At 30.9% G+C, this 17,002-nt stretch carries 11 protein-coding genes; all 11 read left to right on the top strand.

Annotation, left to right across the window (positions count from 1 at the left end; translation table 11 throughout):
- Positions 1–3,630: Ig-like domain repeat protein (locus tag OCV48_RS13745; protein WP_262559957.1), on the top strand; the 3,630-nt coding region annotated here is incomplete at its 5' end.
- A 373-nt stretch (positions 3,631–4,003) separates the two neighbouring features.
- Positions 4,004–4,693, top strand: coding sequence for a hypothetical protein (locus tag OCV48_RS13740; protein ID WP_021982288.1), 690 nt, complete (start codon positions 4,004–4,006; stop codon positions 4,691–4,693).
- A gap of 62 nt (positions 4,694–4,755) precedes the next feature.
- On the top strand, positions 4,756–6,150 hold the full coding sequence (locus tag OCV48_RS13735; protein WP_021981920.1) for a hypothetical protein: 1,395 nt from the start codon (positions 4,756–4,758) through the stop codon (positions 6,148–6,150).
- A 126-nt stretch (positions 6,151–6,276) separates the two neighbouring features.
- Positions 6,277–6,927, top strand: coding sequence for a prepilin peptidase (locus OCV48_RS13730; protein ID WP_262559954.1), 651 nt, complete (start codon positions 6,277–6,279; stop codon positions 6,925–6,927).
- Between the two features lie 10 nt (positions 6,928–6,937).
- Positions 6,938–8,308: a WG repeat-containing protein gene (locus OCV48_RS13725; RefSeq protein ID WP_021981922.1), complete on the top strand. Its 1,371-nt coding sequence runs from the start codon at positions 6,938–6,940 to the stop codon at positions 8,306–8,308.
- An 18-nt stretch (positions 8,309–8,326) separates the two neighbouring features.
- On the top strand, positions 8,327–10,045 hold the full coding sequence (locus OCV48_RS13720) for a DUF6382 domain-containing protein (RefSeq protein WP_147592253.1): 1,719 nt from the start codon (positions 8,327–8,329) through the stop codon (positions 10,043–10,045).
- An 11-nt stretch (positions 10,046–10,056) separates the two neighbouring features.
- On the top strand, positions 10,057–10,824 hold the full coding sequence (locus OCV48_RS13715) for a PP2C family protein-serine/threonine phosphatase (RefSeq protein WP_147592252.1): 768 nt from the start codon (positions 10,057–10,059) through the stop codon (positions 10,822–10,824).
- A 165-nt stretch (positions 10,825–10,989) separates the two neighbouring features.
- A complete protein-coding gene (locus tag OCV48_RS13710; protein ID WP_147592251.1) occupies positions 10,990–12,645 on the top strand; it encodes a serine/threonine protein kinase in 1,656 nt (551 codons plus the stop codon).
- 2 nt (positions 12,646–12,647) lie between these two features.
- Positions 12,648–13,157, top strand: a complete 510-nt coding sequence (locus OCV48_RS13705; protein ID WP_147592250.1) for a hypothetical protein — start codon at positions 12,648–12,650, stop codon at positions 13,155–13,157.
- A gap of 25 nt (positions 13,158–13,182) precedes the next feature.
- Positions 13,183–14,502: a zinc ribbon domain-containing protein gene (locus OCV48_RS13700; protein WP_147592249.1), complete on the top strand. Its 1,320-nt coding sequence runs from the start codon at positions 13,183–13,185 to the stop codon at positions 14,500–14,502.
- 38 nt (positions 14,503–14,540) lie between these two features.
- Positions 14,541–17,002: hypothetical protein (locus OCV48_RS13695; RefSeq protein ID WP_147592248.1), on the top strand; the 2,462-nt coding region annotated here is incomplete at its 3' end.

Genomic DNA, 17,002 nt, shown 5'->3' with positions numbered 1-17,002 from the left:
ATAGAAAAAACAGCACCGGAAGTTAAAGAATTATCGCCTGAAAATGTTAGTGATGAATATATTGATATGAACACTAAGCAAAAATGGATAAAAGGTAAAGTAACATATAATTATTCAATTGAAGATACTGAAGCAGGTATATCCTCATATAAAATATATGTACAGTATAAAAATGGTAAAGAAGAAGTTAAAAAAGAAATTATTCCAACGCAGAATGGTAACCTTGATTTTGTTAACAGTGTAGTAGAAAATGTTAGTGGTACATTTGAATTGGTTCCGGATAAATCAGGCGAATATACAATAATAATTGAAACTATTGATAATGCAGGAAATTCTAATGAAGATAAGGCATATACATATGTAGTAAATGCAGATTTAGATAATCCTGAAGTTATAATAACAGAAGAAAATAAGCCTGAATTTAAAAATGTAAAAATAGTTGATGGAAAAATGTTTGCAAAGGGTACAGTAAAGGTTGAATTCAGTGTGAATGACATTATACCATCATCAGGAATTAGAAATGTAGAGGTATACGCGGTTAAGGAAATATTAGATGATTCTGAAACCGAAATTTCAGATATTTGTAAGATAAATGATAATGATGTAAAGTTATCAGACGGAAAAGTTACATTTGAAATAGCTGATACTAATAAAGAATATAAATATTTCTATGCAAAAGTATATGATAACGTAGGAAATGATAGCGGATATATACTGTTATCAGAAAATGGTCTGTTAATAGAAAAAACAGCACCGGAAGTTACTAAATTGTCACCTAAAAATATTAGTGATGAATATATTGATATGAACACTAAGCAAAAATGGATAAAAGGTAAAGTAACATATAATTATGCGATTAAAGATGAAATATCAGGAATTGCATCATACGAAATATATGTAAAGTATGAAGATAAACAAGAGAAAGTTACTCCAAAACAGAATGGTAACCTTAATTTTGCTAAAGGTGTTGTAAATGATATTGATGGTACATTTGAATTAAGCCCTATAGCAGCTAAAGATGGAAAGTATACCATAGTAATAGAAATGAGTGATAATGCCGGCAATCATAAGCAGGAAACATATACGGTATATTATGATTCTAATACACCAAAGGCTACAAAATTCACTATGAAATCTGACAAATATATTGAAGGAAATTCATTACCAGTTACAGATGATAAGTATGGATACTATTTTAAGCATACTACAAAAGTAACAGTTACATTAGCCGATGACGGTACATCTTCAGGAATAAGTAAAGTTGGATATTTCTTATGTAAAAATGGAGAAAAAGTTTCAGATGCAATAAAGAACAAAATAATTGTTACACCAACAAATAATGAAATAACCATTCAGATACCAGAAGCATTTAGGGGACAGATTTATGTTGCAGCTGTTGATAATGTAGGTAATGGTGATTTGACAAAAGCAAGCAGCTATGTAAAACCAGATGCTATTGTAATAGATGATAACAGAAATGATAAAGATATAATTACCATAAACAGACCTAAGACAGCATATAAGGATAATTCAGGACTAGACCTTTATAATAAAGATATTCCTGTTGTATTTAATATTAAAGATGTAACATCGGGTATCAGAAGTATTGAATGGGAAGTCACATCAGCTAATGGTGAAGAAAACAATTATTCAGGAAGAATTGATATTGATAATTCAGGAAAAATAAATGGTGATAATTATAATGTAATTTCTACTGATAAGAACCTTATTACAGCAATTTCTAAAGCTATTGCAGTAAGAAATAATGACAACAGAATAACGGTTAATATAAGGGTAGAAGATAGAGCAGGTAATATTTCATATGCAACAGATACTTTCAGCATAGATAAGACAGCACCCGAAATTAGCATTTCGTATGATAATAATATACCAGATGCTACTAATGGAAAGATGTTTAAATCGGATAGAAAAGCAATAATTTCTATTAAAGAAAGAAATTTTAATCCTAAGAATGTTGTTATTGATATTAAAAATACTGATGGTATAGTGCCGATTATAAGTGACTGGAGTGTGGCAAATGGAACAGGAAATGGAGATAATACAACATATACAGCAAGCCTCTCGTATGTAAATGATGGTGATTATACATTTGCTATGCGATATCAGGATAATGCTGATAATATTGCAAATATTAATTTTGTATCAGGAACAGTAGAGCCAACAGAGTTTACAATTGATAAAACAAGACCAGCATTATCAGTTCAGTTTAATAATAATTCAGCAGTAAATGGAAATTATTATCTTGATCAGAGAGTTGCAACATTTACAATTATTGAACATAATTTTGATGCATCACGTTTTGAATTGCTGATTAATAGAAATAATGCAGCAGTACAGCAGAATATAAACTGGATAAATAATGGTGATACACATACAGCATCTATTGCATTAGATGAAGAGGCATTATATAGTATTATGGCAAATTATACTGATATGGCAGGTAATACAATTGAAAATGCATATAATACTGCGTTCTATATAGATAAAAAAGCACCTGAGGTTATTATATCAGGAGTGGATAACGAAAGAGCTTACAGAGACAATGTAGTTGGTTTTAATATTTCTTCGGCTGATACATATTTTGAAAGTCTAAGTATATCCTTGGATTTACTAAATAAAGACGGAAGTACTACAAACTTAATAAGCAATAATGAAGAGAAAGCAAATGTTCGTATTGATTATCAGAATATAGAAAATGGAAGAAGGCTTAGTGTAGCAAATCTTGAATCAGATGGTATCTACAGATTAGTATGTAAGGCATCTGATAAAGCAGGTAGAGTCACAGAAAATAATGTATTATTTTCAATTAACAGAAATGGTCCAACATATTATATAGATGATGAAGAAACATTAAATATAAAGGATAAATATTTAATTAATCCACAAGATATTATATTTAATGAAATAAATGTAAATGAACTTTCAGCAGATACCATTAAGATAACAGTATATAGAGGAAATACCACATGGGATTTAGTAGAAGGTAAAGATTATACTATAGAAAAAGTAGAAGGAATAGACACATGGTGTAAATACAGATATATAATAAGTAAAGATAATTTTGAGGAAAATGGTATTTATCATGTAACAATTGCTTCAAAAGATTCTGTTGAAAATGATGCTATTTCTGAAAAGTTTTCATTTGTTATAGATAATGAACCACCGGTATGCACAATTTTTGAATTAAAAAAAGGAAATGTGTATGTTGCAGATAGTAAAGACATCAGATTCAAGGTTACGGATAATATCGAGGCAGAGTCAGTAATTGTGTTATTAAATGGTAAAGAGATTATGAAATTGGAGGGAGATGACATAAAGAAAAATATGTCAGAAGATGGAACCTTAAAGATAACAATCCCATCATCAAATAAATCTCAGAATTTAATAATTAAGTGCATTGATAAATCAGGTAATGAAAGCGAGACAGAGATAAAGGGCTTCTATATAACAACCAATTTATGGATTAGATTTATTAACAATAAACCACTTGTTATAGGAATAAGCTGTGCTGTAGTTGCAATTATCGTATTAATTATTCTTATGATAATTAGAAAATCAAACAAGAATTCAACTAAAATTACCGAAAAAAAGACTGAAAAGAATAAATAAAATTCAATAAGTCTATAAATTACCAATGGAATAATAAATCCAAGTTAAATAATTTACAGAATATGAATAAAAATATGAGCAATATATAATATTTATATTCAGTATACCAAAAAGGAAAAGTAAATTTCTTAGGCATAAAGTAAATTTACTTTTCTTTTTTGAAAAAAATTGACATAATTATGTATAAATGTTAATATGCTGGATAAGTTTTAGGAGTTATGAAAATTAGTTATAATGTTAATTATCTTCTAAAATAAAATAATAAATAAAGGAGTTGAGGTCAAAGAGAGTAATAGAATAACATAATGGGCCAATAATTTTAATATTGGTGAGTAAACAAAATAATCATAGTGGATAAAGGAGAATAAAAGAAATGAAGAAGAAATTAACAATAGCACTATTAACAGCAGGAATAATGGCAATGATATGTACAGGATGTGGAAATAAGAAAGATAGTGGCAATAAGGATAGTGGGAAAGATACTAAAGTAACCACTACACATTCAGATAAGGATGAAGAAACAGAAGATACGGATGAAACAGAGAAAGATAAAACTGTTGATAAAAGTAATAAAGATGATTCGGATTTGGGAAAATATTATAAGGCAGAGGTTAATTATTATTTACCATATATGCATAATTATAGTAATACATTAAGTGAAATAAACGATTCAGAAAAGATGTTTTTTGCAATGTCAACAAATCTTGATGATAAATATGAATTAGGTGAGATTATTGAGAAGCATAGAGAAGATTTGGGAATGGATATTATATATGGGGATGTAGAGGAAAGAACATATAACATAGAGAAGCAGGAGAATTATACAACTAAGAATGGAATAGAGGGAATTAAATATGAGGGGACATTAGAGAAAGAGGGAAGTGATCCAATATGGTTTTATTGTTTCTGCTTTAATGGGAATAAACATTCATATCAGTATATCGGTTTCAGTTCAGAACAGTTAACACAGGTAGATGAGAGTGCCTATAATCTTGAAGAAGTAAAATCACAGATAAAGGAAATAATGGATAAATCAATAGACACAATAACAATAGAGGAATAAGCAGGCATAGATAGTGATAAATAATTTATGCAAAATATCCGGGCATACATGGAGGTGCTTAAATGAAGAAGAATCAAGGAGTAATAACTGTAGAGGCAACATTGACTTTAACAGCATTTATGTTCTTTTTTATGATGCTTTATGATTTGCTGACAGTATGTATTACACAGGCTAAGGTGGCTGAAGCATTGAATAATACAGCGAAAGAATTTTCACAGTATTCATATATTATTGGAGTTACAGGGCTTGATAAAAGTGTAGGTCAACTTCAGGAAAATGCGAATACTAAAAAAGAAGATGTTAATAATACCATTAGCAATATAGCATCATTATATGAAGCCACACAGAATGTGGGAAAGGATATGAAAGGTGCAGTAGCTAATACAGATACTTCTGATTTAAGCAGTATAGCAGCTTCAGTGCAGACTATGTACGATAGTGTTAAGAGTAATGCTGATCAGTCTAAAGAGCAGATAGATAATCTTAAAGAAACAGTTTCGACTATTGCAGAAGACCCTAAGAAATTCATCTTTGGAATCGGGCAATTGATAATGAGCGAGGGACTAGAGATATTTAAGTCACAACTTATTGTGGATCCATTAGCCAGAGGAATGATGAAGAAACATCTTATGACCTCTAAAGGTCAGAGCAATGAAGATTTAGAACAGATATTACAGGGAATGAGAATAGTACCGGGTTCAAGATTCGGTAAGACATCATATATAAATGGTATAGATTTCTCACATTCTACATTATTTCCATATGGTTCAGATGAGATAACAATTGTAGCTGAATATAAGATAAAGATAATTCCATTATTACCGGTTAATTTAGAATATTCCGTTAAACAGAAAGCAAGTACTAAAGGCTGGCTGCATGGCGATGGTCAGGTATTGAAGGTTGATGAAAGTAGTGGTAAATCAACAGTTAAAGATGAAAGTACACCTACACAATATACTAATACCGATTCAGTATGGAATGGAACAGATCCGACTGAAATTAATAAATTAATCAGAAATATGGGAATTAGTGATTATAAAACACAAGGATATGAAAATTTATCAGGTTCTACATATGCACAGTTATACAATTCAGAAACGAACACATTTGTAATGATATCTTCATCTAATCCGCTGTATGGAGAGGTTAATTTAGAAACACTTAAGTCGGAGGAAACTAAGAAGTATATAAAGAATCAGATAGAAAAGCTGACATCGGGAATTGTAAGCTCATGTGAGAATCAGAGTAAGGTTACCATAAAGAGAATTGGAGACGGAGGAACTGAAAAGGTAACTTACGATAGTGGTAAGAATAAGAGTTATATACTTGACCTTGTCATTCCGCAGGACGAGGGAGTAAAGGAACTGTATGAAGAAATCATAAAGGACTGTAAGACACATGGAGTTACAGTTAAATTGACATCATCATATGGTTGTGCATTGCAGGAAGATACATGAAATAGAAATGCGGTTTAGTGTGAAAAATAATGCTGATGCGATTATTTTTCACAGGCAGATGAGAAATCGCCTATGCGAATTTCTCATCGCCTCTTCACAATAAGTAGCTAAGAAATGAGGTTTAATATGAATCTGGCAATACTCATAATACTAACAGTTATAGGAACATTCATAGGCTTTATATATGAGAACTATAGCAAATTTAAGGATAAAAAGGCATTTACGAAAGCAAATAAGAAACACATAATTTATTTTCTGATTTCAGGTGTGTTTCTAATAATTCTGGACTGTGTTCTGGATATTAGATATTCGAACAGGCTCATAGATAATATAAGATTATTGATAATGTTAATTATTCTCGTACCTGTAGCAGCCATAGATTATAAGAAGAAAATAATCGAGAATAAAGTAATACTTATAAGTCTTGGAATAAGAGTCATTATGTTAATAGCTGAATTTATATTAGACAGCAGACAGGCAGTTATTAATTTAAAATCAATGGGACTTGGCTTTGTATTGGTATTACTTATGGCGATTATTGGAATATTTATTATAAAGAACGGTTTTGGAATGGGGGATATAAAACTTATGTTTATTATGATTTTATATTTTGGTTTTGCAAGCTCATTCAGTGCCATTTTTATGTCGTTAGTGTTATCAATGATAGCTTCAATATATTTATTAGTTAAGAAAGAAAAGAGTAAGAAGGATACTATTCCATTTGCACCATTTATTCTATTAGGTACATATGTATCGGTAATTCTTACGGGAATGTAGGTGATGACAGATGAAGAAAAAGAAGAATATTGAGAATGAAACAGAGAATGTTCAGGAAAATAGTAATGCTAATAATAAGAGAAACAGACTACTAATTGCTTTAGGCGTAGTGGTTATGTTCGCTATAAGCTGGTATTACTTATTCAATGAAAGTGCTAAGAAAGAAAAGCAATATAATCAGTATATAGAATATGCACATTATTTTGAGGACAAGCAGTTATATAAAAGGGCAAATGCCTATTATACAGCAGCGAAAGAGATGAATAATTCATTGGATTTACAATGTGAGATTGCTGATATGTACTACGCATGGGGTAAATATTATGCATATGAGGATATGGTAGAGGAAATTATTGATAACCATAAGTATTCTAACAAAGGCTATGATATGTCATTAAAATATTATTATGATAAAGGAAATTACAGTAATTGTATGGAAGTAATAAATGCTGCTAAAAGTAGAAAGGTTACTTCGGAATATATGACTAAAGTAGAAAATGAATTGAAATATAAGTTTGAGTATGCATATAGCAGCTATGTAGAAGTAGATGAATTCTACAATAATATGTGCAGGGTAACAGATAAAGATGGCAAATATGGAATTGTCTATTCTGATGGCACGGTAATGTTATCGTGTGTATATATGCAGTTATCACCTTATATTGATTCAGACAGTACACCTATGACCACTGATGGAAATAAATATTGGTTCATTGATAAGACAGGTGAGGCAGTTGACGTAGCAGAATTACCGGAGGGAACACAGATAGAAGAAATAGGTACATATTCAGAGGGATTATTACCAACGAAGATAAACGGTAAATATTGTTACACTAATTCATCTTTTGTAAAGCAGTTTGGAGAATATGAAGAGGCTTATGCATTTAATAATGGCAAAGCAATGGTTAAAGATGAGACAGGTTATTATCTGATAGACAATAAAGGTAAGAAATGCAGTAAAAATGTATATAAAGAGATTAAGACAGATGAGCTTGGCTATGCTTCACGTTCAGGAATATATGCAGTTAAGAAAAATGACACATTCTATCTTATGGACAATAACGAGAATAAAATCGGTTCAGATGAATATGAAGATGTCAGATTAATGTCTCAGGATGAATATTTGGCAGTTATGAAAGATGGAAAATGGGGTTTTGCAGATGCTAAAGGCAAAATGGTTATAAAGCCACAGTTCGTAGATGCAGGTTCATTTTCTAATGGCCTGGCAGCAGTAAACATAGATGGAAAATGGGGATATATAGATAAGAATGGAAAAGTGGTAATAGAGCAGCAGTTTGATGGTGCTAAGAATTTCTCATCAAGTGGCAGTGCTTATGTTCTGGCAGGAGATAGTTGGCAGTTAATAAAATTATACAGATAAATGAAAGGATAACATACTATGCAGGAATTTAAGGTTGAAAATAATGATATAAATACAAACTTGATTTATGAGTTAAAAGAAAATGAAGCAGCAGATATGGTTGCGATAGAAATGATTCAGCAGAATTCTAATATTCCGGGATTATTAAAAATGATTTATACACAGAATAATTCATTACGTTTATTGAAATATAATATTACATCAAAGATTACATTACAGCAGTTACTAGAGAGAAATGTAACAAAGAAAGTAATTATTTCAGTACTTACAAATACAATAAGAACACTTATTTCAGCCGATGAATACCTGCTTGAACAGGATTGTTTTGTTCTAGATATGGAAAAGATATATGTTGATTTAAGTTCATATGAGGTTGGTATGATTTATCTGCCACTTAAGATGGAAACGAAAAAAGTAGATTATAGTATGTTTTTTAAGAACCTTATATTGATTTCTAAGTATGATGCGACAGAGAATTGTGAATATGTGGCTCAGATAATAAGTTATCTTAATTCAGCATCATTTTCATTGGTAGGTTTCTACGATTATCTTCATCAAATAGCCGGGTTAAAGAATGATTCAGTTAAAGAAGAAGGTTATGTACAATCAGGCTTAAATAATATGTCAGCCGGACAAGCAGCCGATTATAAGATGAAACAGGGAAATTCTATAGAGGATGATAATGTAAAGACAATAGTTGATACATTTGCTGCATCAGGTATGACAAATAATGACATTTCATATATACCTAATAAATCAGAGCAGACAGGAAGAAATCAGATGGTAATGCCGGGACAGAGTCAGGTGGCGGGAAGAAACCAGATGCAGGTGCCGGGACAGAGTCAGGCGGCAGGAAGAAACCAGATGCAGGTGCCAGGACAGAGTCAGGCGGTAGGAAGAAATCAGATGCAGATGTCAGGACAGCCACAGGCAGCAGGAAGAAACCAGATGCAGGTGCCGGGACAGAGTCAGATAGCAGGAAGAAACCAGATGCAGGTACCGGGACAGAATCAGCCGGTAGGAAACCAGATGCCTGGTCAGACTGCAATGTCTAAGAAAAATGAGAAAGCCAATAAGAAAGAGAAAAAGAAAAGTAAATTATTTGGTGGTAAGTCTGAGAAAAATAATAAAAATATGAATGTGCCAAACCAAAATGCTCAGAATACAAATGTAAAGCTGAATTATAATCAGGCAATTCATTCAAATAATATGTCGGTTAATGGAACGATATCTAATAATATGTTAAATAATTCAATACCTAATTCTAATGGAATGGGCAATAATTCATTTAATAATATGGCTCAATATAATATGGGAATGGGTAATGTACCACAGAATAATATGCCAGGTTTTGGAGAAACAACTGTATTAGGAAATGCGTATAGTGGAGAGACAACTGTGTTAAATGCAAGTATGAATCCTAATAATCCTGAAAATATAAAGCAGGCATATTTAATAAGAGAGAAAAATGGAGAACGCATACCAATTACAAAGGAGAAATTCCTTATTGGTAAAGAAAAAAGTTTTGTAGATTATTTTATTGCTGATAACACAGCAATTAGCCGTAGTCACGCATATATTATCAATCATAATAATGAATATTATATCGTAGATACGAATTCTAAAAATCATACATATATTAACGGAAAATTAATAACACCTAACACTGAAGTAAGTATCAGTAATGATTGTAAGATAAAACTTGCTGATGAAGAATTTATCTTTAGCGTAATGTAATGGAGGCTTGAATGGAATATTTAGTGGCTGCATGTACAGATGTAGGTATTCATAAAGAAACTAATCAGGATAGTGTCACAATAAAGGTTGCTAAAACTGTAATAGGAAATATTGCTATGGTTGTTATGTGTGATGGAATGGGTGGATTAGCACTCGGAGAAGTTGCAAGTGCAGACGTAGTAAATGCATTTTCAGGTTGGTTTTATAATACTTTGCCTGCACTTGTTAAAAATGGATTATCTGATGGAGTAATCAGAAGTGAATGGGAGAAAATAGTTGCTATTGAAAACAGACGTTTAAGTGAATATGGTGGAAGAAATGGAATAGCAATTGGAACCACATTATGTGTCGGATTATTTACAGACACAAGATATTACATTATGAACGTGGGTGATTCCAGAGCATATGAGTTAAAAGGTGCAGTAAAGGTTATTACTGAAGATCAGACACTTGTTGAAAGTGAATTCAGAAAAGGATTACTTACAAGAGAACAGGCAGATAACGATCCTAGAAAAAGTATACTTCTGCAATGCATAGGTGCTTCTCAGGTTGTCATTCCTGATATGTTCTTTGGTGAGGTGCAAAAGGATACAGTATATATGTTCTGCTCAGATGGTTTTAGACACGTTATTTTACCGGAAGAGATATATGCTTACCTTGGACCGGAGGTTTCAACAAACGAAGAAATAATGAGTCGGAATGGAACTACATTAATAGAGATGAATAAGCTTAGAAATGAAAAAGATAATATTTCTGTAGCATTTATAAGAACATATTAGAAAAATATCTGGAGGTTAGTGTGAAAAAATAATGCTGATGCGATTGTTTTTCACACAGCTATTTGCTTCGGAGCGAAAGCAAATATCGTTTATGTCAGATGAGAAATCGCCTGTGCGAATTTCGCATCGCCTCTTTGCGACAAGCCGCTCAGAAATGAGGTTAGTATGTTAAAGATTGGTGAAGTCATTGACGGAAAATATAAGATTCTTAACCAGATAGGTAAAGGTGGTATGAGTGTTGTATATCTGGCTATGAATGAAAGTGTTAATAAATCATGGGCAATCAAAGAAGTAAGAAAAGATAGTCAGAATGATGCTTCTATAAATAGTATAGGTATTAAAGCTGAGATTAATCTGCTCAAAAACTGTCGACATCCTAATATGCCGGAAATTATAGATGTTATAGAAAATGAAGATAATTATCTGATAGTTATGGATTATATCGAAGGAGTTACACTGAAAAAACTGTTAGATGAGTATGGCGCCCAGCCTCAGGAACTGGTTATTAAATGGGGAAAACAGTTATGCGATGTGCTTGGATATTTACATAAGAAAAACATAATTTACAGAGATATGAAACCGGCAAATATAATGCGTAAACCAGATGGCAATGTTGAATTGTTCGACTTTGGAACTGTAAGAGAATTCAAGGGAATGAAGATGGAAGATACAATTGCTCTTGGTACGGTCGGATATGCAGCACCGGAACAGTATGAAAAGACAAGTGAGTCAGATGCAAGAACAGATATATATAGTCTTGGTGCTACATTGTATCATTTAGTTACGGGAAATTATCCTACAGTTAGTGGGTTTGCACAGGGAATAAGGGCAAGTAATATGATGCTGTCAGAGGGATTAGAACAGATTATCAGAAAATGTACCGAACATGATGCAGATAAGAGATATCAGAATTGTGCTGAATTAATGTATGATTTAGAACATTGCGATGAGAGTGATAAAAAATATAGAAAAAAACAGTGGAGAAAGATGATTGCTTTCTCTTCAATGGTATGTTTATCCTTAGCCGGAGTAGCAACAGGTATCACAGGAAATAAACTGGTACTTGCCAAAACAGAAGAACAATATGATTCGGTTTTAGAGCGGGCAGAAAGTTCTACAATGGATGAAAAACACGATTTATATATAGATGCGATAAAGATTAAACCGGGAGATAAGGAGGCATACCTTGAGTTAATCAATAAAATATATAAGGATGACAAAATATTTTCCAGAACCGAAATGAATGAAATTGAAGAGGTTATGCTTACATATGGGAAGTCATTAAAAAGTGATGAACTGGGATACAGTGATGTATGTTATAACATCGGAATTCTATATTGGTACTATTGCGATGAGACAATGGAGGAAGATAATTCCAGATTTGATGCAGTATGCACTTATTTTGGAAAGGTGTCTAAAAGAGATAGTAATAAAGACTTGGCAGAAATATTTTACAATATGGCGAATTTCAGAAGAAACATTCAGAATTCCATTACGGAGTCTACTGATAGAGGCGAATATATGGAATATTGGAAAAACATAGATAAGTTAATTGAAGCTATATTGAATAAAGGAGTCAATGACAATCTTAAACTTAATTCATGCAAAATGATATTAAATGCAATAGAGGGATATACAGATGAATTTAAAACTGATGGTGTAACTAAGGATCAGATGAATATCTGTTTAGATAATGTTGAAATTATCAGTGGAAGTGTTCAGGATGATAAGACGGAAGATATTGTACAGATAAAAAAATATATAGAGTCAAGACTTGAATATGTCAATAGAAAAATTGATACAGTCTATATGGAGGATTAATTATGAATATTGTTGATAAATATAGATTGATTTCACAGATAGGATATATATGTGCCGTAGTTTTTCTTGTAATCGCTGTTATTTTATTTTTTACACTAAAGATTAACCGGGTATTTGGCTACATCACAGGTATATCAAGGAAAAAGGCAATTAAAGAAATAAATGAACATAATTCGTATACAAGTGATGTATCGTCTGGAAATATTACACAGGATACAGGAAGAAAACTGGGCAGGACATCTAAAATTGGTGGTGTCCCAATTACCAGTAAAATACCGACTTCAAAAATCACACAAAATAATATAGAGGAAACCACTGTATTATCAAATGATGAGACAACCTTATTGTATACGGAGGAAACCACATTATTGAATAGTAATAATAATGTTAGGCCTATTTACAATGTAGTCTCCGGCTCAATAGTTAATTCATATCAGAAGACTGATATTATGCCAAATGAATTTATTATAATCAGAGATATAGTGTATATAAATACGGATATAGTCATTTAATATTGATAAACAGGAGGAAGAAAATATGTTATGTAGAAAATGTGGTGCAGAAGTAAGTGCCGGAACACCGTTTTGTCCAAGGTGTGGAAGTACCATGGAAGAAAATTATGTGAATAATAATTCATATGGAAACACTCAATATTCAAATCAGTCATATTCGGGATATGAGAATAATTCAAATGGAAATATGTATGGAGGTCAGCAAAGGCTAAATCAACCATATACTGGATATGAGAATAATAGAAATAACTATGAAAATAGTCAATATGTAAATCAATACTATACGGGACAACAAAGTAATATAAGTACTAACACATATGGTGAACAGTATTATAATAATCAGCCATATACAGTACAAAACGATATTAACAATAAGACAAATAAGAAAAACAAGAAAACAGCTTCGCCTAATAGAAAGAAGAAACGATTAATTACTGGAGTAATAATAAGTCTGGTAATGTTACTTATTATAGTATCAGGAATAGCTGTGACAATGTTATTGGTAAATAAAAATAAAAGCAGAAGTTCTAATGATGTCGTTAAAGAGTTTATTCAATCAGTTAATGATAAAGATACAGAAAAGTTGTTATCACTTATGCCCAAAGAAGCTATTGATGAAATAAAAGAGTGGACAGAGAGTTCGTCTAAAGAAGAAATTAAAGAATTCATGGAAGATTTTATTACAGAATTTAAAGAAGGCTTTGATGAAGATATTTCAGATGATGATGATATTACTTTTACATATAAGATAATTAAACAAGAAAATGATATTGGATATTCAATCAAAGAGATTAACCAAATGTATAAAGAGGAATATGGCAAAGCTGTACATATAACCGCAGCTAAAAGAGTACAGGCAGATATTTCCTATAGAACTAAAGATGATAATTCTGGTGAAACGGAGCAGTATTGGTTCACAATGTTTGAAATTAATGATTCATGGTATCTGATTTCAATAGATTCTGAGAATGACGATTCAACATATGAAGAAGATGATGATTCTGAAGAATTTGATTTAGAGGCAACCAAAGAAGAAGATTCAAAGAATTTGGATGAAGTAGTAAAAACTGTTAAGAATTGTATAACAGAGGCAGTTATGGATGGAGGTAATGAGGCGGTTGTAGAGTATGTTGGAGAACCGGCCAGATATTATATAAAAGATAATGGAGCAATTATATTCGAATCTTATGGAGGAGAGGACAGTTTTGTGACATATTTAGAGAATGCATTTTCAGATGGTTGCAATACAACAAGTAAAGTAGATGGTAATAATCGCTTAATCAGTATAACTATTACATTAGATGAAGATGGAGAATATGATGTTATAGCAGAATATGATAACTAAATATAATATATAAAACATTAGAGAAAGGACAGAAAGAAATGATAAGTAAAAGAAGAATTTTGGCAGCCACATTGGCAGCAACCATGCTTGTATGTGGAATTCCGAATGTTACCAAAGCAATTGAATATAATGGTGCAACATCTGGAAACAGTGCCACATCAGGTAACAATGCATCAGAAGGTAATACTTCAAGCTCGGGAAATACAGCCTCAGATGGCAATACGTCATCTTCGGGAAATGTACAGGAAAAAGGTAAACCAGAGATAACATTTGAATTAGATGCTTTAGTGATTAAGGATGAGCAAAAAGGTTTAAATTATATAAGTGTTGATGACTTAGACAATAATCCTGGAATCAAAGTCAATGTAAAAGATGATAAAAGCAATATTGTACAAACTGTAATTAAGGTTAATAATACAGAAATAATTAATATTACATATGACGAGGACAATCAGAAAAAATCTAAAGAATATAATATAAAATTAGAAAAAGACATACTTAAGGATGATAAATATGTGATAAATGTAACTTCAATAAATGCAAATAATATAGATAGTACTGAAGAAAAGGTTATCTATGTAGAAAGTAAAGCACCTGAAATTATTAATGATAGTATCAAAATTAGTGGTTTTACTGAAGAAAAAGATAATTACATAATTGGTAATAAGTTAAATGTTTCATTTGATACTGATTCAGATAATAATAATAATCAATCAAGTATTGAAACTGTAGAATTTTATCTTGCAAATACTAATAGTACAGATGACATAAAAAATAAGTCCATTATTTTAAAATATAATAATATTAATAACAGTAATACTACACTGGTAACAACGTTGAATTATGAAATGGTGGAAAAAGGATATTACACAGGAGGATATCTATGTGCATATATTAAAGATATATGTGGTAAGGAAAATTATGTATTATTGAGTAATAAAAAATTATTACTGGATAACGATAATCCAACATGTACAATTTCAATTAACAATAATGACTATAGTTTATTAGATGGTAAAAAATGGATAAAAGTTCAAGATATAGAGTCATATGGTTATAACTATGAAATATCTGATAATGGTTCAGGTATAAAAGAATATAGTATAAAAGTTAATGGCAATGAAGTAAGTAATAAAACAGAAAATATTATTGAGACAACAGACGATGGTTTTAATAAAATCATTAATGGAAGTTTCGAGTTAAAAGATTATACACCAATAGATGGTAAATATGAAATTGTCATAGAGGCTGCTGATAATGCAGATAATAAGAGCGAAGAAAGTGATGATAGCAAAGATATTATCTATGTAGATGAAAATGCACCATATATAGATGGAAAAGTAGAATTTAAAAATATTACCAATGAAGATGATTTTTATATGTATGGTAATAAAAATGTAAATATATTATTTAATGTAAAAGATGATGAATTAAGTTCAGAAATAGACAAAGTAGAAATATATGAATATGATGAATTTATTGATACAGATAATAGAACAGTAGAGGATATTAATGATTTATTAAACGACAGTAATAGACGTGGTAATGCTGAAATTACCGACGGTGTAGCAACATATACAATAATTGCACCTAATCCTGACAGAGCTGCTTATGAAAAATATGTATATGCCAAATTATATGATAAGGTGGGAAATTACAGATATGTAGCTTTATCAGATAAAAAATTAATAATTGAACAGAATGCTCCAAAGATTAGCATAGATAAGAAAGAAAATTCATTTTATTCGAATTGGTTTAATAAAAATGTTAAATATGAAATTACAATTACGGATGAAGAGTCAGGAATTGATGTAAGTGATTACAATAATAAACCGGAAGATTATAAAATAGAAGTTAATAATAAGCAGGCTAGTCTTGAAAATATAGAAGCCATAAAAGATGGTAATAGAATTATAGAAATAAAAGGCACGTATACAACTGATTATAAAATAGGTGGAGTATACAATTATATTGTATCTGTTAAAGCTAGAGATAACGCAGGAAATGACAATTCTAATATATCAAAAGAAATTGGTATTGATACAAAGCCACCTTATGTTATAAATGATGCAGAAAAGAAAACTACATTTAAAGATAAAAATGATATGGAAATCAGCCCAATTGGAAATGAGATGTTTACTAATGACGATGTAAAGGTAAATTTCTATGTAAAAGATGAAATATCCGGAGTAAATAATGTAGAAGTATATGCATTAGATAGTATAATCGATGAACCTAAGGATAGTGAAATAGAACAGAATAAAATTAATCCTGCTGATGTGAAAATATCTGATGATGAAGTTAATGTAACTATCAAGAGACAGGATACAACACTTAGTAAGTATATATATGCTAAATTAACAGATAATGCAGGAAATAGTGATTATGTTTTATTATCAGAAAATAAGTTAGTTATAGAAAAAACAGCACCGGAAGTTAAAGAATTATCGCCTGAAAATGTTAGTGATGAATATATTGATATGAACACTAAGCAAAAATG

Source organism: Bovifimicola ammoniilytica, from assembly GCF_025567085.1.
Lineage (GTDB): Bacteria > Bacillota > Clostridia > Lachnospirales > Lachnospiraceae > Bovifimicola > Bovifimicola ammoniilytica.
This window is presented reverse-complemented; position numbering and strand designations above follow the sequence as displayed.